Source organism: Streptococcus sp. 2579 (assembly GCF_013277195.1).
Classification (GTDB): domain Bacteria; phylum Bacillota; class Bacilli; order Lactobacillales; family Streptococcaceae; genus Streptococcus.
Genome location: NZ_VMMM01000007.1, coordinates 141546 through 164184, shown reverse-complemented (window position 1 = coordinate 164184; position 22639 = coordinate 141546). Strand labels below are relative to the sequence as shown.

The following is a 22639-nucleotide window of genomic DNA, read 5'->3' as shown; positions in this document are numbered from 1 at the left end:
AGTTTCATTTAGTATTATTTACCGTCTCAAAATCTAGCAAAAAATAAAAAGATGTTGCGCTGACTAAAGAAAATTAGAATGTATAACAGAGGTAAACAGATAATTGTAGGGAATTAAGCCTTCTATTGATGAGCATGAATTTTCTTATAACATTATCCAACAAACTGACCTATGAAACTTCAAAAATTCAAAAACCACACGGTATTCCTTTCAACTTGATTGTATTCAAGACTGAAACTACTTGAAAATATTTAATATTTTTCTTTAATTACTTGACAGGTTATATATGTTGATTTATAATATAGGTAAAATAGGGATTGTGTAAGCGTTAACAAATACAGTACCCTTAACCTTGTATTCAGCAAAGAATTATGATGCAGCTAGAAAAGAAAGAATTCTAGCTTGATACAATGTCACCAGTTTTATTTAAAGTTGTTATGGAACTATTTTCAAAATAGATAGGCCTCTGTTTTAGGCGGAAAAGTTAATCAGGAGGTTAAGTAATGAACTACAATTTAAAATATCTTTTATCAGGAATATTTGTCCTAGTCTTTATAGGTTTCCTAGTCTGGATGCGTTATTTTAATCAGAAGAAGGAAGAAGCGCATTCGGATGTGTCTTTTGAAGCGAGGTTAGATAGTGAGGTCAAGGCCTTATATAAACAACTAGGATTGGGTGAGGAGCCTCATTATTTCTTAGCCTATCGCTACCTACATCCCTGGTTTAATTTGGCGATTTTACCACCAACAGTTGAAATTTTCTTAACTAAAATAGCGCTGGTGATGGTGACTCCAGATGAACTACTGATAAGAAATCTTGGGAATGGGATGACTTTCACAAGTGAGCACCATCGTGATTTGCGACAAGGACTTATCCGCATTCCAAAATCAGAGATGAAAGAATTTGAGATTCGCAACTGGAAAAGAGTTTTTATATTTGGCGATTTTTTGACAATTAAAACAAGCCAACATAGCTATTATTTGCAGGTTAGAGATGATGGACTTCAAAAAGGAAGTCTTTCTACCAAACATTTCTCCGACTTGAAACGACAAGATTTTCTCGGATTATTGACAGATAAACGGACATTTTGATAGACGATTGCTCAAAAAACTAACCTCTAAACATTCAAAAACCACACAGTGTTTTCAGCCTTGAACACAATTAAGCTGAGAGAATCACTGTGTGGCTTTATTGGAAAGTTAGTTTTTTTCCAGTTTCGTCTCTTCACGGGAGGTATCTCTATGAAAAAAATCAGTCATCTTTGTATGCTCTTGCTCTTGCTGTGTACTACGTTTTTTGTCCTGAATGTAAATGTTACACGTGAAATAGTGCGGATTCAGGAGATGGGCAAGACAACCTATTCATTTGACTTGTACTTGAAAGATGTCACTAAACCGACAGAAACGATTCTCCAGTTTTTTGAAGAGGTTGCAAATCAAGACAAGGTCTCTATTATCAAAGTAGATAATGGCGATGAAGCCGTCAAGGCTGGTGTTTTTAATAAGGAAACCTTCCCCTATCAGGAGTTCGGTCTGACTTCTCTTGATTTTTCAAAGAATGAGAAGGGGGTCTACAGCAACCAGGATCTTCCCAATAATCTAGGAACCATTCCCACCTTTTTAAAGGTGAAACTCATTCGACTCCAGACCTTCCAATCCTATATTGAGGATAAATCCCATACTGTAAATGGGCGCTACATGATTACCTCCAGCAAAGAGATAGATCGCGATACCATTCTACAAAAGTGGAGTGATTTTTTCCAGATAGATAAGACGATTTTATTAGAACCCACTTACCGAAGTCAGGTTGGAGTGCTAAATCAAGCTTTGTTGCTATCTATCATTATCTTTATCTTGGCAATCTTACTTGTGATTTTAATGACAGTTTATCAGCCGATGATGGAGATGAAACGAGTGGGGGTTCAAAAGTTACTTGGTTTTCAAAGTAGAGCGATTTTAGCTGGTTTTGTAAAGACTAATTTTTATCTTCTCTTGGGTGGAAGTCTTATCATTGACTTGGGACTATTTTTAGTGCTGGACTATAGACCAAAACTTTTGTTCCCAAGTTTACTCTTATCCCAATTTCTGCTTTTACAGTTGTATTTGTTCATCAGTTGGCTGACCTACCTGATGATTCAGAAAATGACAGTCAGTTCCATGTTGAAAGGTTTTTCATCTGTCAAACTTGGTCTCATCTTCAATTATGTGATGAAAATAGGGACAACTATTTTACTGACGGCCTTACTGATTGGGGTGGGCAGAAGTTTAGAACAAGAAAACAAAGAACTTGCTTATCAGCAACAGTGGGTAAGCCAAGGCAATTACCTGACCTTAGAAACCTTCAAACTCAATGATAACCTGTGGCAAGAAGAGCTAGCAGGGTCAGCGAAATCTACAGATTATTTCTATCGATTTTATCAGGATTTGGTAGAAAAAACGCAGGCGGGCTATGTGCAGAGTAGCAGTCTTCCTGTAAAAAATTTTGTCCAATCAGAACAGATTCAGCAATATCAGTTAACAGATACGGTGGATGTTTACTATGCCAATCGCAATTTTCTAAAGAGCAAGGGATTCAAGCTACCAGATACCGGTATTAAAAAAGTTATTTTGATGCCAGCAAGTACGAAAGGTGAAGAAGATAAAAATCAGCTCTTGGGGAAGTTAATTGCCTTTCATTCGATGAAGTATGAAGAGCAGCAAAAACGAACGATAGAGGAGATGGATGTCGAGATTGCCTATTATGAAGGAGATTGGTCATTTTTCCCATATAGTGATAAGCGAAAGGAAAATCTCTCCAATCCAATTATTAGCTTGGTCAATGATTCTGATATGATGTGGGATGAGAAAGCCTCCCTGTCAACAACTGGCTTAAATAATCCGATTAAAATTGAAAATACGGTTCAACATCAAAAAGAGATTACAGAGTTAGTTGAGAAATTGTCAGATGGAAATTATTTAAAATTTTCATCTATTCAAGCCATTCAAGAGGGGATAGTTGATACCTATCGGGATTCTGTTCGTAATTTTAACGTTCTTTTTGCCTTATTTGCTCTTCTCAGTATGATTGTCTCCTACTTTTTACTCGTTACTACTTTCTTGTTGAAGCGCAGGGATATTATCACCAAGAAGTTTATGGGGTGGAAACTGGTCGATCGCTACCGTCCTCTCCTCGTTCTGCTCTTGCTGGGCTATAGTCTGCCTCTTCTAGTCTTGATTTTCTTTGCCCATGCGTTCTTGCCATTTCTGCTGTTTGCAGGCTTTACATGTCTGGATATACTATTTGTGCTAGGCTTGGCTTCTAGGATGGAGAAAAGAAGTCTAGTAGAGTTATTGAAAGGGGGCATCTTATGATTGAGTTGGAAAATATTACCAAAACCATTGGGGGAAAAGTGATTTTGGATCACTTATCTCTCAGGATTGATCAGGGAGATTTGGTTGCCATCGTTGGAAAAAGTGGTAGTGGTAAGTCAACCTTGTTAAATTTATTAGGTTTGATAGATGGTGATTATAGCGGACGGTATGAGATTTTTGGTCAGACAAATCTAGCGGTCAATTCTGCCAAGTCACAAACAATAATCCGTGAACATATCTCTTATCTATTTCAAAATTTTGCCCTGATTGATGATGAAACGGTCGAGTACAATCTCATGCTGGCGCTGAAATATGTGAAATTGTCTAAGAAAGACAAACTCAAAAAGGTGGAAGAGATTTTAGAGAGAGTAGGTTTGTCAGCTACTTTGCACCAAAAGGTCTCCGAGTTGTCTGGTGGCGAACAACAACGAATTGCAGTTGCTAGAGCCATCTTAAAACCCAGCCAGCTGATTTTAGCCGATGAACCAACAGGTTCTCTGGATCCTGAAAATAGAGATTTGGTCTTGAAGTTTCTCTTAGAGATGAATCGAGAAGGGAAAACAGTTATTATTGTGACCCACGATGCTTATGTAGCCCAACAATGTCATCGTATCATTGAATTGGGCGAGGGAAAATGAGTTCGTTCAGCTTTATTTGACTGACTGAATACTCATATTTTTCAGAGAGAAATAGCATAAATACGCCTAGGAATGACATTTTTATGTAATTTTCCTAGGTTTTTCTGTTTTAAATTGAAAAAAATTACAATTTAGGCTTGACAAAGGATGAAGATAGGTGTATTATTTATACAAACAAAAGGAATAAACATAAAGGAGGCTTTGTTATGAATAAGATGAAGAAGGTGTTGATGACGATGTTTGGTTTAGTGATGCTCCCCCTACTATTTGCTTGTAGTAACAATCAATCGGCTGGAATTGAAGCCATCAAGTCCAAAGGGAAATTGGTTGTAGCCCTCAATCCAGATTTTGCTCCATTTGAATACCAAAAAGTGGTTGATGGGAAAAATCAGATTGTGGGTTCAGATATCGAATTAGCCAAGGCTATCGCAACAGAACTAGGTGTCGAATTGGAACTATCTCCTATGAGTTTTGACAATGTACTGGCTAGTGTTCAATCAGGAAAAGCCGATCTTGCCATATCTGGTGTTTCTAAGACAGATGAACGGAGCAAGGTGTTCGATTTTTCAACTCCCTACTATACTGCAAAAAATAAGCTCATTGTCAAAAAATCTGACTTGGCCACTTATCAGTCTGTAAATGACTTGGCGCAGAAAAAGGTTGGAGCGCAGAAAGGTTCGATTCAAGAAACGATGGCGAAAGATTTGCTACAAAATTCATCCCTCGTATCTCTGCCTAAAAATGGGAATTTAATTACAGATTTAAAATCAGGACAAGTGGATGCCGTTATCTTTGAAGAACCAGTTGCCAAGGGATTTGTGGAAAATAATCCTGATTTAGCAATCGCAGACCTCAATTTTGAAAAAGAGCAAGATGATTCCTACGCGGTCGCCATGAAAAAAGATAGCAAGGAATTAAAAGAGGCAGTCGATAAAACCATTCAAAAGTTGAAGGATTCTGGGGAATTAGACAAACTCATTGAGGATGCCTTTAAAGCATCTATTGAAAAATAGAAAGAAGGAAAAGAACATGAGTAAAGAAAAAGTAATTTTGGCCTATTCTGGCGGTTTAGACACATCAGTTGCTATTACCTGGCTAAAGAAAGACTATGATGTTGTTGCAGTTTGTATGGATGTGGGTGAAGGGAAAGACTTAGATTTCATCCATGATAAGGCTCTCAAGGTTGGGGCAGTCGAATCTTATGTTATTGATGTTAAGGACGAATTTGCTACAGATTATGTGCTAGTGGCTCTCCAGTCACATGCCTACTATGAACAAAAGTACCCCTTGGTATCTGCCTTGAGCCGCCCTCTTATTTCTAAAAAATTGGTTGAAATCGCGCATCAGACAGGAGCGACTACAATTGCTCATGGTTGTACAGGTAAGGGGAATGACCAAGTGCGTTTTGAAGTATCGATTGCAGCCTTGGATCCCAATCTAAAAGTGATTGCGCCAGTTCGTGAATGGAAATGGTCACGGGAGGAAGAAATTCATTATGCTAAGGAAAATGGAGTACCTGTTCCTGCTGACCTTGACAATCCCTACTCTGTCGACCAAAATCTTTGGGGACGTGCCAATGAGTGTGGTATTTTGGAAAATCCATGGAATCAGGCTCCAGAAGAAGCCTTTGGCATCACAACTTCTCCAGAGCAAGCTCCAGATACGCCAGAATACATTGAGATTGAGTTTAGTGAAGGTGTTCCAGTTTCCCTCAATGGAGAAGGGTTAAAATTGGCGGATTTGATTCAAAAACTCAATGAAATAGCTGGAAAACATGGGGTCGGACGGATTGACCACGTGGAAAATCGCTTAGTTGGGATTAAATCAAGAGAAATCTATGAGTGTCCAGGTGCAGTGACCTTGCTGACAGCTCATAAGGAAATTGAGGACTTGACGCTTGTGAGAGAAGTGGCTCATTTTAAACCAATCATAGAAAATGAATTATCAAATCTCATTTATAATGCTTTGTGGTTTAGTCCGGCTACGCAAGCCTTGATTGCTTATATTAAAGAGACTCAAAAAGTTGTCAATGGGACTGCAAAAGTCAAACTCTATAAGGGAAGCGCTCAGGTCGTGGCTCGGAAATCACCAAATTCACTTTACGATGAAAATTTGGCGACGTATACCAGTGCAGATACCTTTGACCAAGATGCAGCTGTTGGCTTTATTAAGTTGTGGGGACTTCCAACCAAGGTTCATTCTGAGGTTCAAAAAAGCGCCAAATAGGGCGATTGGATAGAGAGGTGGATGTGATATGGCTAAGAATACAAAATTATGGGGTGGTCGCTTTGAAGGTACTGTCGAAGACTGGGTAGAGCGCTTTGGTGCGAGTATATCTTTTGACCAGAAATTAGCTAAATTTGATGTGATTGGTTCCTTAGCCCACGTTCAGATGTTGGGTCAGACGGGCATTTTGAGTTTGAAGGAGTCAGAAAAGATTCAAGCAGGCTTGAAAGAACTCTTAGAAGAGCTAGAGGCAGGTCAACTTGACTTTGATATCGCAAACGAAGATATTCATATGAATATGGAAGTGTTTCTGACAGAAAAAATTGGTCCCCTTGCAGGGAAGTTACATACAGCTCGTTCTCGAAATGACCAAGTTGCGACAGATATGCACTTGTATCTCAAGGAGCAACTAGGCCATGTCCTAGATAAACTGGCTCATCTCAAGGGTGTTTTATTAGACTTGGCGGAAAATCATGTAGAGACGATCATGCCGGGCTATACCCATCTGCAACATGCCCAGCCTATTAGTTTTGCCCATCACCTGATGGCTTATTACAATATGTTTCAGAGAGACAGTGAACGTTTTGAATTTAACCAGCAGCATACAGACCTATGCCCTCTAGGTGCGGCAGCTTTGGCAGGAACGACTTTCCCCATTGATCGCCAATTGTCTAGCGATTTGTTAGAGTTTAAGCAACCTTATACAAATTCTTTGGATGCTGTTAGTGACCGCGATTTTATCTTAGAATTTCTGTCTAATGCCAGCATACTCATGATGCATATGAGCCGTTTTTGTGAAGAAATGATCAATTGGTGTAGCTTTGAGTACCAATTCATTACCTTGTCAGATACGTTTACAACAGGTTCCTCTATTATGCCCCAAAAGAAAAATCCAGATATGGCTGAGTTGATTCGAGGAAAGACTGGTCGAGTTTATGGAAATCTGTTTGGACTATTGACAGTCATGAAGTCCTTGCCTTTAGCTTATAATAAGGATTTGCAAGAGGATAAGGAAGGAATGTTTGATACGGTCGAAACGATTTTAAATTCCCTCGATGTATTGGCAGGTATGTTATCCAGCTTGCAGGTAAACAAGGAAAAAATGCAAGAATCTACAGAGAAGGACTTTTCAAATGCAACTGAGTTAGCAGATTATTTGGCAGGGAAAGGCTTGCCATTTAGAGAAGCTCATGAGGTTGTGGGAAGATTAGTGCTAGACTCTATCAAGTCTGCTAAAAATATTCAAGATTGGACTCTGGAGGAATTGCAAACCTATCATTCCCTCATTGCCGAGGATATCTATGTCTACTTGCAACCTAAAACTGCTGTTCAAAGACGAAATTCTTTGGGAGGTACAGGATTTGACCAAGTGAAATACCAAATTGCAGTCGCTAAGAAAGCGAATGAAGCTAGAAAGTGCTAGATTGATAGGTTCAGAATAAGAGGTTGGTCGATTGACAGCCTCTTTCTTGTCTTCTCTAACCAAGCATGTTATAATGAATACTGCTCAAGCGACCTTCAATCGTTAAAGCACACACGACCTTCAATCGTGAACTAGTCATTTCGTTTATCTTTTATTACGTCGTTAACTCGTCTTACCTAACTCAAGTTATGCCTGCGACTCGTTGCCTAGTCCTAAAAGCAAACGAAAAGACTATACTCGAAGAAATTCTATTGAAAGTCATAGTAAATAGAATTTTGAGGGGTATAAATAAACGAATAGATGGGAGACTTACCATGAGTGATAACTCTAAAACACGTGTTGTTGTGGGGATGAGTGGTGGTGTTGATTCGTCGGTGACGGCTCTTCTTCTCAAGGAGCAGGGCTACGATGTGATCGGTATCTTCATGAAGAACTGGGATGACACAGATGAAAACGGCGTCTGTACGGCGACCGAAGATTACAAGGATGTGGCTGCGGTGGCAGACCAGATTGGCATTCCCTACTACTCTGTTAATTTTGAAAAAGAGTACTGGGACCGCGTCTTTGAGTATTTCCTAGCGGAATACCGTGCAGGGCGCACGCCAAACCCAGATGTTATGTGTAACAAGGAAATCAAGTTCAAGGCCTTTTTGGACTATGCCATGACCTTGGGGGCAGACTATGTAGCGACTGGGCACTATGCCCGAGTAGCGCGTGATGAAGATGGTACTGTTCATATGCTTCGTGGCGTGGACAATGGCAAGGACCAGACCTATTTCCTCAGCCAGCTTTCGCAAGAACAACTTCAAAAAACCATGTTCCCACTAGGACATTTGGAAAAGCCTGAAGTTCGCAGACTAGCAGAAGAAGCAGGCCTTGCAACTGCTAAGAAGAAAGACTCGACAGGGATTTGCTTTATCGGAGAAAAGAACTTTAAAAACTTCCTCAGCAACTACCTACCAGCTCAGCCTGGTCGCATGATGACTGTGGATGGTCGCGATATGGGCGAGCATGCTGGGCTTATGTACTATACGATTGGTCAGCGTGGTGGTCTCGGTATCGGTGGACAACACGGCGGTGACAATGCTCCTTGGTTCGTTGTCGGAAAAGACCTGAGCAAGAATATCCTCTATGTAGGCCAAGGTTTCTACCATGATTCGCTCATGTCAACCAGCCTAGAAGCCAGTCAAGTCCACTTTACTCGTGAAATGCCAGAAGAGTTTACGCTCGAATGTACGGCTAAATTCCGCTACCGTCAGCCTGATTCTAAGGTGACCGTCCATGTCAAAGGAGACAAGGCAGAGGTCATCTTTGCAGAACCGCAACGCGCGATTACACCAGGACAGGCAGTTGTCTTTTACGATGGCGAAGAGTGTCTAGGTGGTGGCCTGATTGACAATGCTTACCGCGATGGACAAGTTTGTCAGTACATTTAGATTGACAAATTTTCTCAATTTGCTACAATAATAAAAGCAATAGAAATGATGGTCAAAGCTCATGGATGTTGCAGGCTTTTTTGTCCTGCACTTCTTTGGAGTTTTGACTGTTTTTGTGTCGTTTAGAGGAAAGGACAAGAATGATTCAACAAGACTTTCGGACAAAAGTAGACAATACGGTTTTTGGTGTTCGGGCGACAGCCTTGATTGTCCAAAATCGCAAGCTTCTAGTCACCAAAGATAAGGGTAAGTATTACACTATCGGCGGTGCGATTCAAGTCAATGAAAGCACGGAAGACGCGGTAGTCCGTGAAGTGAGGGAAGAACTGGGTGTAAAAGCTCAAGCTGGACAGCTAGCTTTCGTAGTTGAAAATCGTTTTGAACAGGACGGTGTTTCCTATCACAATATCGAGTTTCATTATCTGGTGGATTTGCTTGAAGATGCCCCATTGACCATGCAGGAAGATGAGAAAAGGCAGCCCTGTGAATGGATTGACATAGACAAGCTTGAGGGTATCAATCTAGTTCCAGCCTTTTTAAAAATAGCCCTGCCAGATTGGGACGGCCAACTAAGACACATTCATCTTGAGGAATAGGAGAGAAACATGACATATAATTTTACTGAAGAATACGATATTATTGTAATCGGTGCGGGACATGCTGGGGTCGAGGCTTCCTTAGCTGCTAGCCGTATGGATTGTAAGGTCTTGCTTGCGACTATCAACATTGAAATGCTGGCTTTCATGCCTTGTAATCCCTCTATAGGTGGTTCTGCCAAGGGGATCGTTGTGCGTGAAGTCGATGCCCTCGGTGGTGAAATGGCCAAGACCATTGACAAGACTTACATCCAGATGAAGATGCTTAACACCGGGAAGGGGCCAGCTGTTCGTGCCCTTCGTGCGCAGGCTGACAAGGAACTTTACTCTAAGGAGATGCGCAAGACAGTTGAAAATCAAGAAAATCTGACCCTTCGTCAAACCATGATTGATGAGATTTTGGTGGAAGATGGTAAGGTTGTCGGTGTTCGTACAGCGACCCATCAAGAGTATGCTTCAAAGGCTGTTATCGTGACGACAGGGACGGCTCTCCGTGGGGAAATTATCATCGGAGACCTCAAGTACTCATCAGGTCCTAACCACAGCCTAGCTTCTATTAACCTAGCTGACAATCTCAAGGAATTGGGCCTCGAAATCGGTCGTTTCAAGACAGGAACGCCTCCACGTGTCAAGGCTTCTTCTATCAACTACGATGTGACAGAAATTCAGCCAGGAGACGAAGCACCTAATCACTTCTCATACACGTCACGTGATGAAGATTATGTTAAAGACCAAGTACCGTGCTGGTTGACCTACACCAATGGTACCAGTCATGAGATTATTCAAAACAACCTCCACCGTGCGCCTATGTTTACAGGTGTGGTCAAGGGAGTGGGGCCTCGTTACTGCCCGTCAATTGAAGACAAGATTGTGCGCTTTGCGGACAAGGAACGCCACCAACTCTTCCTTGAGCCAGAAGGGCGCAATACTGAGGAAGTCTATGTCCAAGGACTATCAACTAGTCTGCCTGAGGATGTCCAACGTGAGTTGGTTCATTCCATCAAAGGGTTGGAAAATGCAGAGATGATGCGAACAGGTTATGCCATTGAGTACGATATGGTCTTGCCTCATCAGTTGCGTGCGACTTTGGAAACCAAGAAAATCTCAGGTCTCTTCACTGCTGGTCAGACAAATGGAACGTCAGGTTACGAAGAGGCAGCAGGTCAAGGGATTATCGCTGGGATCAATGCGGCTCTGAAAATCCAAGATAAGCCTGAATTGATTTTGAAGCGGAGTGATGGTTATATCGGGGTGATGATTGATGACTTGGTGACCAAGGGAACCATTGAACCCTACCGTCTCTTGACCAGTCGAGCTGAATACCGCCTCATCCTCCGTCATGACAATGCTGATATGCGTTTGACCGAGATGGGACGCGAGATTGGCCTTGTGGATGATGAACGCTGGGCTCGTTTTGAAATTAAGAAAAATCAATTTGACAATGAGATGAAGCGCCTAGATAGTATCAAACTCAAGCCAGTCAAGGAAACAAATGCCAAGGTTGAGGAGATGGGCTTTAAACCGTTGACCGATGCAGTGACAGCCAAGGAATTCCTTCGCCGTCCAGAAGTTTCTTACCAAGATGTGGTAGCCTTCATCGGACCAGCTGCAGAGGACTTGGATGACAAGATTATCGAATTGATTGAAACAGAAATCAAGTACGAAGGCTATATTTCCAAAGCCATGGACCAGGTTGCTAAGATGAAACGCATGGAAGAAAAACGCATTCCAGCCAATATCGACTGGGATGATATTGATTCTATCGCGACAGAAGCTCGCCAGAAGTTCAAACTTATCAATCCAGAAACTATTGGTCAAGCTAGCCGTATTTCGGGAGTAAACCCAGCAGATATTTCTATTTTGATGGTGTATCTGGAAGGTAAAAATCGTAGTATTTCTAAAAATCAAGAAAAGAAAGCATAGAGAAAAACAGCTCCGAAAATCGGGGCTGTTTTATGATTTATTCTTCATCTGGTGTGAGGATCATAGGGATGATGATCGGTTCACGTTCTGTATTTTCATAGAGGAAGGGGCGAATAGCGTTGACAATGGCACCATTGACAGATTGCACGCTAGCATCCTTATTTTTCAGTGCGATACGAATGGCATTGAAGAGGATGCGCTGGCTTTGGCGAATCAAGTCGCCAGATTCTCTCATGTAGACAAAGCCTCGGCTGAGGATGTCTGGACCAGACAGAATCATTTGAGACTTGAAGTCAACAGTTGCGACTGCTAGAACGACACCGTCTTCGGATAGATCACGACGGTCTTTGAGGACAGCAGCACCGATTTCACCGATACGATTTCCATCGACATAGATGTCTTGGGCGTTGAAATGGCCTGCGATACGAGCAGAATCAGCAGTAAGGGCAAGTACATCGCCATTGCTCATGATAAAGATATTGTCCTTCTCAACACCAGTATCTACCGCTAGTCCAGCGTGGACTTTTTGCATGCGGTATTCACCGTGGACAGGCATGAAGTATTTTGGCTTAATCAAGCGGAGCATGAGTTTTTGCTCTTGCTGGCCACCGTGTCCAGATGTATGGATATTGTTAACCTTACCGTGGATAACTTCGACACCAGCTTCAGAAATGATGTTAATCAGCTTGTTGACGCTAGTAGTGTTTCCAGGGATGGGACTTGAAGAGAAGATAACGGTATCACCGGGTTGGAGTTGTACCTGACGGTGGGTTCCGTTGGCGATACGAGAGAGGGCTGCCATAGGCTCGCCCTGACTACCTGTACAGAGGATCAGAATTTCTCCTGCAGGGTAGTCTTTGATTTCATTTGGCTCGATAAAGGTTCCTTTTGGAGCTTTTATGTAGCCAAGCTCAATTCCGTTGACAATGGCCTTTTCCATCGAACGACCAAAGACCGCAATCTTACGTCCAGTCTTAACAGCGGCTTCTGTTGCTTGTTGGAGACGGAAGATATTTGAGGCAAAGGATGCAAAGATGATACGTCCTTCGATGCCTTGGATAATCTTCATGATGGACTGGCCAACGACTTTTTCAGAGTTGGTAAAGGTTGGCACTTCTGCATTTGTTGAGTCAGACAGGAGACAGAGCACGCCTTCTTCACCAAGCGCAGCCATACGGTGCAAATCTGCTGGTTCACCAACTGGTGTTAAGTCAAACTTGAAGTCACCCGTACAAACGATTTTCCCTTGAGGAGTATGAATGACAATCCCCAAAGGCTCTGGAATAGAGTGAGTCGTTCTAAAGAAAGTTGCCTTGAGATTTTTAAAGGTCAACTCAGTGTTGTGGTTGATTTCGTAAAGTTTGGCGTTGCGCAGGAGGCCATGTTCTTCGAGTTTACCACGGATTAAAGCCAAGGCAAGTGGTCCAGCATAGATTGGGACATTTGCTTGCTTGAGTAGGAATGGAATCCCACCGATGTGGTCCTCGTGTCCGTGGGTAATCAAAACAGCCTTGACGCGATCGATATTGTCTACAATGTAAGAGTAATCAGGAATGACGTAGTCGATACCCAGCAAGTCATCTTCTGGGAATTTAATCCCAGCATCGACGATGATAATCTCGTCTTGGTATTCAATTCCGTAAGTGTTTTTCCCGATTTCTCCCAGACCACCGATGGCAAAAACGCCAACTTCTTCAGGTTTAAGAGTGTAGGCCATATTAGAACTCCGTAATTTCGAAGGCGCCAGTTTCTTTTTCGTAATCTAGCAATTTGTCAGACAAGAGTTCGATATACTCGATATTGTACTCTGGGCGATTTTCTTCGACAAGTTGGCGAGCAGCGATGCGACCCTCAAGTTCTGAGCTGGCATCGATGTCTAGGTAAAGTGCGCGTGTTGTTTCACGGCGTGGGCTACGTTCTTTTGTTTCTTGATAAAAAACTTTGTAAATCATATAGTTCCTTTCTATTTTACAGGTCAGCTTATTCCAAACTTTTAGCATAGATTTGTTTGATTTCATTCCATTTTGTGTCTAGATTGACCTTGATTCGTTACAATTATTTCAATTATACCACAAAATGAAAAATTAGTAAAAGACGGAAACGAGAAAGTCATGGGATAATTCCTTTAGTAAGCGCTTGCAAAAACGAAGAAAATGTGTTATATTGATAACGGAAGTGAAATTTATTGCTTGTCATAATTCCATATAGTTTTTAAGTCAAGGAGGTTGCCCTATGTATAACTTATTTGCTTTTGCTATCGGAGCTCGCTTGGTAGCTTTTATTGTTTTTGTTGCTTGCGTTTATGCGGGGAATCTTCTATTTGCCAAACTGGAACAACGACAAAGCAAGTTCTTGTGGAAAATTACCTTTGTGACTCTCTACTCGATTTTTCTCCTCCTCGTAACCTATGTCGTTTGGTTTGTATTTTACTTTGGATTAAATGCTTAGATGCCCTGCTCATGCTGGGGCATTTTTGTTTGGGGATGTAGAGATAGTAGATTTACGACAGGAAAATTCCACCCCATCTATCAAGATGAGGTGGTCTTTGCATTTTTCTAAAATGACATGACAATCGAATTTTCATAGCTTATTAGTTTTATGTTAATGATTCTTCTGTTCAAAAATAGAGTTGAAGCATAAAAATAAAACAATACAAACAGATAAATCAATTGGTAAAGGGATAGTAGTCATGTTTAAATCATTGAGAATGCTGAGCAAACTGTAAGAGATAAAGATAATAAAATTTATCTTTCTAAAAATGTGTTTTTTATTTAGCATGACTTACCAAATTTTTTACGAAGGTCTTTTCCAATGGTATAACCTGCCATAAATAAAGCGATACCAACACCTACACCAAAGCCACCCTTTATTTCTTGCAATTCCTTATTAGAAATTTCACAATAGTTGTTCAAATCTTTCATCATATTAATCTCCTCCTAAAAAATAACCAGCTGCCAAACCAGAACCTATAAGTGCTGTTCCACCTGCAATAGCTTTCCAAGATACTGCTACTCCAAAGATAACCAAGGGAGCGAGACCGCCATCAATATCTGATAATTCATTTTCAGATAAGGATAAAAATTGATTGTCAAGAACGTCAAAATTTGTCATTGAACTTTCCTCCTTTTTTCTTGTTCACTTTTATATTCGTAAAAGAAAAGGAAAAGTGAACATTTTTTTAAATTATTTTTAGTTAAGTGAGGGCACTCTTGTTTAGGGGCAAAGAAAATTCCCATGTGCCAGCTTTTGTAGTATAATAGTAAGCAGACAAAAAGATAGGAATGTGTTATGAAAGTATTAGCTTTTGATACGTCCAGCAAGGCTCTTTCTCTCGCTATTTTAGAGGACAAGCAGGTTCTTGCTGAGACTACTATTAACATCAAGAAAAATCACAGTATTACCCTCATGCCTGCCATCGATTTTTTGATGACGAGTTTGGACTGGACTCCCAAGGACTTGGACCGAATCGTGGTGGCGGAAGGACCAGGTAGCTACACAGGCTTGCGAATTGCGGTCGCAACTGCCAAGACTTTGGCTCATACTCTGAACATTGAGTTGGTTGGTATGTCTAGCCTCTTGGCTCTGGTGCCCTACCAACAAGAAGGTCTCTTCGTTCCTTTGATGGATGCGCGTCGCAATAATGTGTACGCAGGATTTTATGAAAATGCTAAACCTGTCATGCCAGAAGCGCACCTTTCCTTTGAGAGAGTGATTGAGCTAATCAAGGGCGCTAGTCAGATAACCTTTGTCGGAGAAGTTGCCCCCTTTGTGGAGCAGATTCAAGAACACTTGCCAAGGACTAATTTCAAAGAAACCTTGCCTAATGCAGCCAATCTAGCTCTCTGGGCCTGGGACAAGGAAGCAGACTCCTTGCATGATTTTGTGCCGAACTACCTCAAGCGTGTCGAGGCTGAGGAAAACTGGCTCAAGAATCACACTGAATCTGGCGAGTCTTACATTAAACGCCTATGATAGAAATCAAACGAATCCAACAACAGCCTGACCTAGCTCAAGCCATCTACGCTGTTATGATAGCTGTTTACCCAGTCAGTCCTTGGACGCTGGAGCAAATCCAAGCAGACCTGTCCCAAGATCAGACTTGGTATGTTCTAGCTTATGATGGGGCCGAAGTGATTGGATTTCTAGCTGTACAGGAGAATCTTTTTGAAGCAGAAGTCCTGCAAATCGCTGTCAAACAAACCTATCAGGGTCAGGGAATTGCGTCAGCCTTGTTTGCTCAATTGCCGACAGACAAGGAGATTTTCCTCGAAGTCAGAAAGTCAAATCACCGAGCGCAAGCATTTTACAAGAAAGAAAAGATGGCAGTCATCGCTGAGCGAAAGGCCTACTACCATGATCCAGCCGAGGACGCCATCATTATGAAGAGAGAAATAGATGAAGGATAGATATATTTTAGCATTTGAGACATCCTGTGATGAGACTAGTGTTGCCGTCTTGAAAAACGACGATGAGCTCTTGTCCAATGTCATTGCTAGTCAAATTGAGAGTCACAAACGTTTTGGGGGCGTAGTGCCTGAAGTAGCCAGTCGTCACCATGTCGAGGTCATTACAGCCTGTATCGAGGAGGCGCTAGCAGAAGCAGAGATTACAGAAGAGGATGTGACAGCTGTGGCAGTTACCTATGGACCAGGCTTGGTCGGAGCCTTGCTAGTTGGCTTGTCAGCTGCTAAGGCCTTTGCTTGGGCACATGGACTTCCACTTATCCCTGTTAACCACATGGCTGGTCACCTCATGGCAGCTCAAAATGTAGAGCCTTTGGAGTTTCCCTTGCTAGCCCTCTTGGTTAGCGGTGGACACACAGAGTTGGTTTATGTTTCGGAGGCTGGTGACTACAAGATTGTTGGGGAAACGCGAGATGACGCGGTTGGCGAGGCCTATGATAAGGTCGGCCGTGTCATGGGCTTGACCTATCCTGCTGGTCGTGAGATTGACGAGCTAGCTCATCAGGGACAGGATATTTATGATTTCCCTCGTGCCATGATCAAGGAAGATAATCTGGAGTTTTCATTCTCTGGTTTGAAGTCTGCCTTTATCAATCTTCACCACAATGCCGAGCAAAAGGGAGCGAGCTTGTCCACAGAGGATTTGTGTGCTTCCTTCCAAGCAGCTGTCTTGGATATTCTTATGGCAAAAACTAAGAAGGCTTTGGAGAAATACCCTGTTAAAACCCTTGTCGTGGCAGGTGGTGTGGCAGCCAATAAAGGTCTCAGAGAACGCCTGGCGGCTGAAATCACAGATGTCAATGTCATCATCCCACCTCTGCGCCTCTGCGGAGACAATGCAGGAATGATTGCCTATGCCAGCGTCAGTGAGTGGAACAAAGAAAACTTCTCAGGCTTGGACCTCAATGCCAAACCAAGTCTCGCTTTTGATACCATGGAATAAAATGGAGTCAGCTTAAGGCTGGCTTTTTCAATCACCAAAGTGTCAGAATATTTTGACAAAACTATAAAAATAATGATATAATATGCAAAAGCTAGGAGGTGGTAAGATGATCGAGAGAATGGAATTGGGAGAATTTTACAAGGAGTTGCGCTTGGCTAGAAAGCTCAAGCAGTCAGATGTGGCTTGTGCTGGACTAACAGCTTCTCAGCTGTCCAAGTTTGAACTAGGGCAGTCTATGCTATCTGCGGATAAGTTGATTCTAGCCATCCAAGGGATCAATATGAATTTTGATGAGTTTGGGCACAAACTCAACAACTATCAAGAATCTCCACATATGCAGATTGGTAGGAGGGTTGTGGATCGCTTTGCCCACCAAGATATAGCTGGCTTAGAGCAACTGTTGGAGGAAGTCGAGCAAGGACAGATGGCAGAGACCTATCGTTGTTTGAATGCCATTGTGATTAAAAATGCTATTCATTCCTTAAATAAGAGCTATCTGCTAACAGAGGAGGATAGGGAGTTTTTGACTACTTATCTCTATGCTATTGAGTCTTGGACCTGGTTTGAACTCTATCTTTTTTGCAATACCATGCCCTTCCTAAGCAATCAAGATCTGATTTTTTTATCAACCTCTTTGCTTGAAAAATCCAAAGAATTTAAAGAGTTAGTACACAATCGATTGTATATGAAGCAAGGACTATTAAATATCTTATCAGAGCTCATGGAGCGCAAGCTTTTCTCCTATATCCCAATCTTTGAAGCAGAGCTGGAGAGTATGCTCCGTCCATACGATGTTTTTGAGAAATTATCGTGGCAATTTTTAAAGAAAATGAGTATATTTCTTCAAACCAAAGGAAGTAATCAAAAAGAGATTGAACACTTTATCCAATCTCTGCAAGTATTAGAAAATTCACAATTAACAGCCCTCTTCGAATTGCGTTTTCAGCAATACAAAGAACTTATCGATTGATTAGAAACGGGAAGACGATAACCCACTCCGAAATAAGCAGGAGTATCAGTTGGATTTTTCTTTTCTTCATCATTATATCCCTCCTTGTTAGTAATAACTTTATTATACCAGTGAAATAATCAAATCCACTAAAATCGCAAATCAGAAATTTCTATAAGAAAAAATATCAAATATGCGATTTTCTCAAATACGCCAATTTTCGTGTTATAGTGTTCTTGTAAAGTACTTGAAGCAAATCCTAGGTCGCATAAGTGGTTTACAAAGAAAAATAATTGGAGGAGAAACAATGTCTGCTGTACCATATTCATTTCAAGGGCATCGTTTAGGTGGCCGTTAGTTAAATAATAGCAATCTATAGGATAGAAAAGATAAACTTTGGATTAGATATAGTGGATTGAAATCAAGATAAACATATACGACAAAAATTCTAATTAATATATATTTTGCTGCAAATGCAACGGATATTATACAAAAAATCTTAAATCTTAATAATTGTGAAGAATGATGATATTCATAATGTTTAAAAGTTAATATCTGCATGCTATTAAGATTTTAACTGAATTTTAGAAGTCGATAAGTTTTTTGTATTTTAATTTATTATATGGATAGAAATTATAAATGAGTTGTATTCGTATTTATAATTTTGGAGTTTAGGAAAATATTTTCCAAACTCCTATTTGTTGTTTATCTTTTAATAGTTTTTGATTAGGAGGATCTAAATGAGAATAAAGAGAACTCTTCAACCGTATATATTTAAAGATAAAATAAAATTTGGTTTTGGTAATGCTTCTCTTGTAAGGGAGATTGATTTTAATGAAGAGAACATCAATTTAATAAAAAAATTAGATAATGACATTGATATAAAATTGTTGTCTAATGGAGAAAAACAAGTTGTTGAGTCGATGATATCTATGGGATTAGTGACTAGTAATCAATATGATAATTCCAAATATTCCCGAAATATTAATTTCTTTGAGTGGGTTGATTTGTCAGAAAATTTAGACCCTAGTAAGTATCAGGATAGATTATTAAATTCAACAGTTTTAATTGTTGGTGTAGGGGGTATTGGATCAACAACAGTCGAAATTTTAGCTCGTCTAGGTATAGGTAATTTCATATTAGTAGATTTTGACATTGTGGAAGAGTCAAATCTTACTAGACAAACATCCTTTAAGAAATCTGATATTGGTAAGCTAAAAATAGACATAATAAAACAGCATATTCAAGAGATTTCTGATTCAAATGTGACAACTATTTATAGGAAGTTAGAGTGTCAGAATGACTTAGAAACTATTTTTAAAGATTATAATTTTGACATTGCTTTATGCTGTGCAGATACTCCTAGAATAGAGATAGACTACTGGTTTGATGATTTAGCTCATAAATATACGAGACCTATTATTGTTGGCTCATATGCATCTACGGTAATAAACTACCTACATATTATTCCGGGCAAAACTATTTCATTGAGGGAGTTTTATAGGGACTTTATGATAACAGATGATCATGTTTTGGATAGTAGAATACCGTATAGTGTTATTTCTCCAATATCATATATGGCTGCATCAATCATATCTTATAAAGTATTAGATACTTTAACAGGATTATTGAATTTAACGGATTATATTCAAATCGATTGCATGAATTTTGAGGTTTATAAGCATGATATTAAGAAAATTTAGCCAAAATTTTATAAATTTAATATTAGGTAGATCGTCTAGGAATATTGCAGATAGTTTTTACTTTATTGCTTTATCGATAGGGTTAGTAAGTGTATATCATATTGAGGCAGGACAGTTATCTCTATTTACTCTAATTGGTTTTATCCCAAATTTGCTTGCTGTTTTTTATGGAAGTTTTATAAATAAAATTCAGAGAGATAAAATTTGGCTAGTGATTTTCCAGATTCTCCAGTTTATTATAATTGTGATTACAATTCTGTGTTTAAGGTATCATTTTCGTGTTGTGTATATCTATGTATTGAATTTTTTGTTCGCATTATCAACTAATTTATTAAATACACTGCAGATGAAAATTGTTCCAGAAACTTTAAATAATGATGACATGCTAATAAAGAAATCGATAGATGTTCAATACTTGGCATCAAATGTGTTAGATATTATTAGTAATTTAACTGCATCTCTACTATTAGGGCTTCTATCTTATTTTGTTGTTTTTAATTTAAGTATTCCGTTTTTTGTGGCTGCTATTTATTTTATGATTAAAATCAGATTGCCCGGTTCCAAAAACAATACTAAAAGTGTTCGACCTGAAAAGGTAGATTTGGAAAGTAATTCTTCTTTCCAATTTTTGGAAACTGTTTCTGCTTTTCGAGAATCAAAATTTGCCTCTTTTATAGTAGTTACAGAGTCAATTTTAAGTGGGGGTACAGATCTACTTTTAACTTTAATGCCACTGTATCTTTTATCAGAAGGCATACCTATTCAATATTTGGGATTGGTACTAGGAGCTCAAAGATTTGCCGATTTGATAGGAGCAATTTTGGCTCCTAGAGTGGGAATTCCGTATAAAATGTTTTTCTTTATTGATTATACTGTATCTGGATTAGCACTCATGCTAGTATTTATTACTCCATTTCCGTTAATAAAGTTGTTGTTATTTTTTTTAGCATTTATTTTAATAGGTATATCAGGAAATATGTTTGAAAAAATGATTTACTCAGAGTATAGATACGACACTATGGGATTGATATATTCGACTAATTCAAGTTTATATGCTTTATTTGCCATTCTATTTTTGATTATTCCTCAATTTTATACAGATATAAAAATTTTGGGTATTTTAATAAATGGATTTACACTATCTATAGGAATTTATTTATTAGTTATTTGTAATTTTTTCAAAAAGAATGATACTAATTGTTAAAATTTATTTTATATGAATGTTGCATGATTATTTGAAAAGAACTTCTAAAAATTTTTAGAGGTGTCCATGAAAGAAACGAAATTTCACCTAGCAACTGGAAGTCTGTACAATATATTTCTAATTTGGAACACACTGTAAATGTTATGGTGGATGGTTGGGCTAAATATGGTCCTTGGCGTCCTAGATAAAATGAGGTAAACGATGGAAAAACAGAGTCAGTTACAAATTTTAATTCATTCCCTGTACAATAATAAAGAAATTAGCTTGACGGAAGAATTTAGGAAGCAATTGCTGGAAACAGCAAAACAGTTCTCTAGTACTAGTGAAGATTTGCTAGCTGTACGTCTCTCATTTGCCGTCTCTAAAGAATTATTGGGCTTTAAAGGTGAACCACCGACAGAGTTATTGGATTTGGCAAAATTTGTCCAAAAGAAAGAAGCTAAATATAAGCAGGGAGTAGTGTGGTCTGGTATTTTTAAAATATGATTCATTATAAAATACGGCATGAGCATCGCATAATGGATGAATCTGAATATGAGCAAGACTTGGATTTCAATGCCAAACCAAGTCTTGTTTTTGATACTATAGAATAAAATGGAGTCTGTCTGATTACAATCAGCAGACTTTTTTCTCTTTCCTGAATATGTTATAATAGTCCATGCTGTGGCTGGAGCCTTTTCAGCCCATTTATTAAGACAATATGAGGAGAAAGATGAAAGAAAAAGGATTTTGGGAGGGGGCGCAGGCAGCTATGCCAACGGCACTTGGTTATGTCAGTATCGGCCTGGCCTGTGGGATTATTGGTGCGCCCTATGTGACACCTGTGGAGATGGGCTTGATGAGCCTCTTTGTTTATGCTGGGAGTGCCCAGTTTGCCATGCTGGCACTGATTGCGGTTCAAGCTCCTGTGGCAGCTATTGCTATGACGGTTTTTTTGATCAATTTGCGTCTCTTTTTGTTGAGTTTGCATGCGTCGACCTATTTTCGTCATACTAGTCTCTGGCACAATATCGGTATGTCTAGTATCTTGACGGATGAGACTTATGGTGTTTTGATGGGCGAATTGGCCCATGCAGACAAGGTCAATCCTATGTGGATGCACGGGAACAATCTCAACAGTTATGTGGCTTGGTTTGTGGGAACAGTGGTCGGAACGGCTCTGGGTGGCCTGCTGCCAAATCCAGAAATCTTTGGTTTAGATTTTGCCCTAGTTGGGATGTTTATCGGCATTTTTGCTTCGCAATTCCAGATTATGCAAAGACGGATTCCTGTCCGCAATTTGCTCATTATCCTAGCAGTTGTTGCGGTGTCCTTCTTTTTACTCTTGACAGTGGTGTCTCAGTCGCTAGCTGTTCTCTTTGCGACGCTACTTGGTTGTACAATGGGGGTGGTTTTAGATGGTCAGTAAGTATCTTTTATTAGCAGTTATTTTCTCTGGCTTGGTGACGTGGATTCCCCGTATGATTCCCTTCATCTTAGTCAAGTATAAGGGTTTGCCTGCGATTGTTGAACGTTTTTTGAAGTTCTTGCCCGTTTCTATTATCTTTGCCTTGATTCTTTCAAGCGTAGTGACAGGCAAGGTTGGGAGCTTTCCTCAAATCAAATGGCTGGACTTCTTAGCCGTCTTTCCAACAGCTTGGGTAGCCTTTCGCTACCGCAATCTAGTCGGAACAGTTCTCTTTGGAGTGGTCTTAATTGCAGTCTTGCGTTTGGTCTTTTAATACTCTTCGAAAATCTCTTCAAACCACGTCAGCTTTACCTTGCCGTATATATGGTTACTGACTT

General features: G+C 40.0%; 23 protein-coding genes. 19 read left to right on the top strand and 4 right to left on the bottom strand.

From position 1 onward, the window contains the following. Positions 1 to 503: 503 nt before the first annotated feature. The 9 genes from HT725_RS04835 (at position 504) to mnmG (ending at position 11592) form a co-directional block, all read left to right on the top strand. Entirely contained in the window at positions 504 to 1091 is a 588-nt protein-coding gene (locus HT725_RS04835) for a hypothetical protein (RefSeq protein ID WP_112444496.1), read from the top strand. A gap of 150 nt (positions 1092 to 1241) precedes the next feature. Continuing rightward, positions 1242 to 3350, top strand: coding sequence for a bacteriocin-associated integral membrane family protein (locus HT725_RS04830; protein ID WP_173253158.1), 2109 nt, complete (start codon positions 1242 to 1244; stop codon positions 3348 to 3350). Continuing rightward, positions 3347 to 3988: an ABC transporter ATP-binding protein gene (locus HT725_RS04825; protein WP_000571036.1), complete on the top strand. Its 642-nt coding sequence runs from the start codon at positions 3347 to 3349 to the stop codon at positions 3986 to 3988. The genes HT725_RS04830 and HT725_RS04825 overlap by 4 nt, the downstream gene beginning before the upstream one ends. 206 nt (positions 3989 to 4194) lie before the next feature. Next, positions 4195 to 5001, top strand: a complete 807-nt coding sequence (locus tag HT725_RS04820) for an ABC transporter substrate-binding protein (RefSeq protein ID WP_173253157.1) — start codon at positions 4195 to 4197, stop codon at positions 4999 to 5001. A 16-nt stretch (positions 5002 to 5017) separates the two neighbouring features. Continuing rightward, on the top strand, positions 5018 to 6214 hold the full coding sequence (locus HT725_RS04815) for an argininosuccinate synthase (RefSeq protein ID WP_004242043.1): 1197 nt from the start codon (positions 5018 to 5020) through the stop codon (positions 6212 to 6214). Between the two features lie 28 nt (positions 6215 to 6242). After that, a complete protein-coding gene (gene argH / locus HT725_RS04810; protein ID WP_173253156.1) occupies positions 6243 to 7637 on the top strand; it encodes an argininosuccinate lyase in 1395 nt (464 codons plus the stop codon). 314 nt (positions 7638 to 7951) lie between these two features. Then, positions 7952 to 9073: a tRNA 2-thiouridine(34) synthase MnmA gene (gene mnmA, locus HT725_RS04805; protein WP_001282954.1), complete on the top strand. Its 1122-nt coding sequence runs from the start codon at positions 7952 to 7954 to the stop codon at positions 9071 to 9073. Positions 9074 to 9213: 140 nt separating this feature from the next. Next, positions 9214 to 9669 (top strand): NUDIX hydrolase, encoded by a 456-nt coding sequence (locus HT725_RS04800; protein ID WP_173253155.1) that lies wholly within the window; start codon positions 9214 to 9216, stop codon positions 9667 to 9669. A gap of 9 nt (positions 9670 to 9678) precedes the next feature. Then, on the top strand, positions 9679 to 11592 hold the full coding sequence (mnmG, locus tag HT725_RS04795) for a tRNA uridine-5-carboxymethylaminomethyl(34) synthesis enzyme MnmG (RefSeq protein WP_173253154.1): 1914 nt from the start codon (positions 9679 to 9681) through the stop codon (positions 11590 to 11592). Positions 11593 to 11629: 37 nt separating this feature from the next. On the opposite strand, the gene HT725_RS04790 is transcribed toward mnmG, so the two are convergent. Together HT725_RS04790 and HT725_RS04785 are read right to left on the bottom strand one after the other, a co-directional pair. Next, positions 11630 to 13309, bottom strand: a complete 1680-nt coding sequence (locus HT725_RS04790; RefSeq protein ID WP_060805918.1) for a ribonuclease J — start codon at positions 13307 to 13309, stop codon at positions 11630 to 11632. Between the two features lies 1 nt (position 13310). Beyond that, a complete protein-coding gene (locus HT725_RS04785; RefSeq protein ID WP_000639572.1) occupies positions 13311 to 13544 on the bottom strand; it encodes a DNA-dependent RNA polymerase subunit epsilon in 234 nt (77 codons plus the stop codon). Positions 13545 to 13824: 280 nt separating this feature from the next. On the opposite strand from HT725_RS04785, the gene HT725_RS04780 reads away from it, so the two are divergent. Then, entirely contained in the window at positions 13825 to 14040 is a 216-nt protein-coding gene (locus tag HT725_RS04780) for a hypothetical protein (RefSeq protein ID WP_050973707.1), read from the top strand. Between the two features lie 323 nt (positions 14041 to 14363). Here HT725_RS04780 and cibB read toward each other — a convergent pair whose 3' ends face one another. Beyond that, positions 14364 to 14516 (bottom strand): fratricide two-peptide bacteriocin subunit CibB, encoded by a 153-nt coding sequence (gene cibB, locus HT725_RS04775; protein WP_000974044.1) that lies wholly within the window; start codon positions 14514 to 14516, stop codon positions 14364 to 14366. Between the two features lies 1 nt (position 14517). After that, positions 14518 to 14703, bottom strand: a complete 186-nt coding sequence (cibA, locus tag HT725_RS04770; protein WP_000180841.1) for a fratricide two-peptide bacteriocin subunit CibA — start codon at positions 14701 to 14703, stop codon at positions 14518 to 14520. Positions 14704 to 14880: 177 nt separating this feature from the next. On the opposite strand from cibA, the gene tsaB reads away from it, so the two are divergent. The 9 genes from tsaB (at position 14881) to HT725_RS04725 (ending at position 22575) form a co-directional block, all read left to right on the top strand. Further along, positions 14881 to 15564, top strand: coding sequence for a tRNA (adenosine(37)-N6)-threonylcarbamoyltransferase complex dimerization subunit type 1 TsaB (gene tsaB / locus HT725_RS04765; RefSeq protein ID WP_050973708.1), 684 nt, complete (start codon positions 14881 to 14883; stop codon positions 15562 to 15564). Next, entirely contained in the window at positions 15561 to 15998 is a 438-nt protein-coding gene (gene rimI / locus HT725_RS04760) for a ribosomal protein S18-alanine N-acetyltransferase (protein WP_050271613.1), read from the top strand. Before tsaB ends, rimI begins: the two co-directional genes overlap by 4 nt. Next, complete coding sequence (gene tsaD / locus HT725_RS04755; protein ID WP_000655024.1) at positions 15988 to 16998, top strand: tRNA (adenosine(37)-N6)-threonylcarbamoyltransferase complex transferase subunit TsaD; 1011 nt, start codon at positions 15988 to 15990, stop codon at positions 16996 to 16998. Before rimI ends, tsaD begins: the two co-directional genes overlap by 11 nt. Positions 16999 to 17104: 106 nt before the next feature. Then, positions 17105 to 17968, top strand: coding sequence for an XRE/MutR family transcriptional regulator (locus HT725_RS04750; protein WP_050271615.1), 864 nt, complete (start codon positions 17105 to 17107; stop codon positions 17966 to 17968). Positions 17969 to 18687: 719 nt separating this feature from the next. Beyond that, on the top strand, positions 18688 to 19650 hold the full coding sequence (locus HT725_RS04745; RefSeq protein WP_050271616.1) for a ThiF family adenylyltransferase: 963 nt from the start codon (positions 18688 to 18690) through the stop codon (positions 19648 to 19650). Beyond that, on the top strand, positions 19631 to 20854 hold the full coding sequence (locus tag HT725_RS04740; RefSeq protein WP_000603362.1) for a hypothetical protein: 1224 nt from the start codon (positions 19631 to 19633) through the stop codon (positions 20852 to 20854). Before HT725_RS04745 ends, HT725_RS04740 begins: the two co-directional genes overlap by 20 nt. A gap of 201 nt (positions 20855 to 21055) precedes the next feature. Further along, positions 21056 to 21340, top strand: a complete 285-nt coding sequence (locus tag HT725_RS04735; protein WP_000415011.1) for a hypothetical protein — start codon at positions 21056 to 21058, stop codon at positions 21338 to 21340. A gap of 226 nt (positions 21341 to 21566) precedes the next feature. Then, on the top strand, positions 21567 to 22262 hold the full coding sequence (locus tag HT725_RS04730) for an AzlC family ABC transporter permease (protein WP_078135725.1): 696 nt from the start codon (positions 21567 to 21569) through the stop codon (positions 22260 to 22262). Continuing rightward, positions 22252 to 22575: an AzlD domain-containing protein gene (locus HT725_RS04725; protein WP_004263021.1), complete on the top strand. Its 324-nt coding sequence runs from the start codon at positions 22252 to 22254 to the stop codon at positions 22573 to 22575. Before HT725_RS04730 ends, HT725_RS04725 begins: the two co-directional genes overlap by 11 nt. Positions 22576 to 22639: the final 64 nt, after the last annotated feature.

Coding starts and splice junctions, on each gene's coding strand:
- tsaD (WP_000655024.1), top strand. CDS start 15,988: ATGAAGGATAGATATATTTTAGCATTTGAGACATCCTGTGATGAGACT.
- HT725_RS04820 (WP_173253157.1), top strand. CDS start 4,195: ATGAATAAGATGAAGAAGGTGTTGATGACGATGTTTGGTTTAGTGATG.
- argH (WP_173253156.1), top strand. CDS start 6,243: ATGGCTAAGAATACAAAATTATGGGGTGGTCGCTTTGAAGGTACTGTC.
- mnmG (WP_173253154.1), top strand. CDS start 9,679: ATGACATATAATTTTACTGAAGAATACGATATTATTGTAATCGGTGCG.
- HT725_RS04835 (WP_112444496.1), top strand. CDS start 504: ATGAACTACAATTTAAAATATCTTTTATCAGGAATATTTGTCCTAGTC.
- rimI (WP_050271613.1), top strand. CDS start 15,561: ATGATAGAAATCAAACGAATCCAACAACAGCCTGACCTAGCTCAAGCC.
- mnmA (WP_001282954.1), top strand. CDS start 7,952: ATGAGTGATAACTCTAAAACACGTGTTGTTGTGGGGATGAGTGGTGGT.
- HT725_RS04725 (WP_004263021.1), top strand. CDS start 22,252: ATGGTCAGTAAGTATCTTTTATTAGCAGTTATTTTCTCTGGCTTGGTG.
- HT725_RS04830 (WP_173253158.1), top strand. CDS start 1,242: ATGAAAAAAATCAGTCATCTTTGTATGCTCTTGCTCTTGCTGTGTACT.
- HT725_RS04780 (WP_050973707.1), top strand. CDS start 13,825: ATGTATAACTTATTTGCTTTTGCTATCGGAGCTCGCTTGGTAGCTTTT.
- HT725_RS04735 (WP_000415011.1), top strand. CDS start 21,056: ATGGAAAAACAGAGTCAGTTACAAATTTTAATTCATTCCCTGTACAAT.
- HT725_RS04815 (WP_004242043.1), top strand. CDS start 5,018: ATGAGTAAAGAAAAAGTAATTTTGGCCTATTCTGGCGGTTTAGACACA.
- HT725_RS04825 (WP_000571036.1), top strand. CDS start 3,347: ATGATTGAGTTGGAAAATATTACCAAAACCATTGGGGGAAAAGTGATT.
- HT725_RS04730 (WP_078135725.1), top strand. CDS start 21,567: ATGAAAGAAAAAGGATTTTGGGAGGGGGCGCAGGCAGCTATGCCAACG.
- HT725_RS04785 (WP_000639572.1), bottom strand. CDS start 13,544: ATGATTTACAAAGTTTTTTATCAAGAAACAAAAGAACGTAGCCCACGC.
- cibA (WP_000180841.1), bottom strand. CDS start 14,703: ATGACAAATTTTGACGTTCTTGACAATCAATTTTTATCCTTATCTGAA.
- tsaB (WP_050973708.1), top strand. CDS start 14,881: ATGAAAGTATTAGCTTTTGATACGTCCAGCAAGGCTCTTTCTCTCGCT.
- HT725_RS04790 (WP_060805918.1), bottom strand. CDS start 13,309: ATGGCCTACACTCTTAAACCTGAAGAAGTTGGCGTTTTTGCCATCGGT.
- HT725_RS04740 (WP_000603362.1), top strand. CDS start 19,631: ATGATATTAAGAAAATTTAGCCAAAATTTTATAAATTTAATATTAGGT.
- cibB (WP_000974044.1), bottom strand. CDS start 14,516: ATGATGAAAGATTTGAACAACTATTGTGAAATTTCTAATAAGGAATTG.
- HT725_RS04750 (WP_050271615.1), top strand. CDS start 17,105: ATGATCGAGAGAATGGAATTGGGAGAATTTTACAAGGAGTTGCGCTTG.
- HT725_RS04800 (WP_173253155.1), top strand. CDS start 9,214: ATGATTCAACAAGACTTTCGGACAAAAGTAGACAATACGGTTTTTGGT.
- HT725_RS04745 (WP_050271616.1), top strand. CDS start 18,688: ATGAGAATAAAGAGAACTCTTCAACCGTATATATTTAAAGATAAAATA.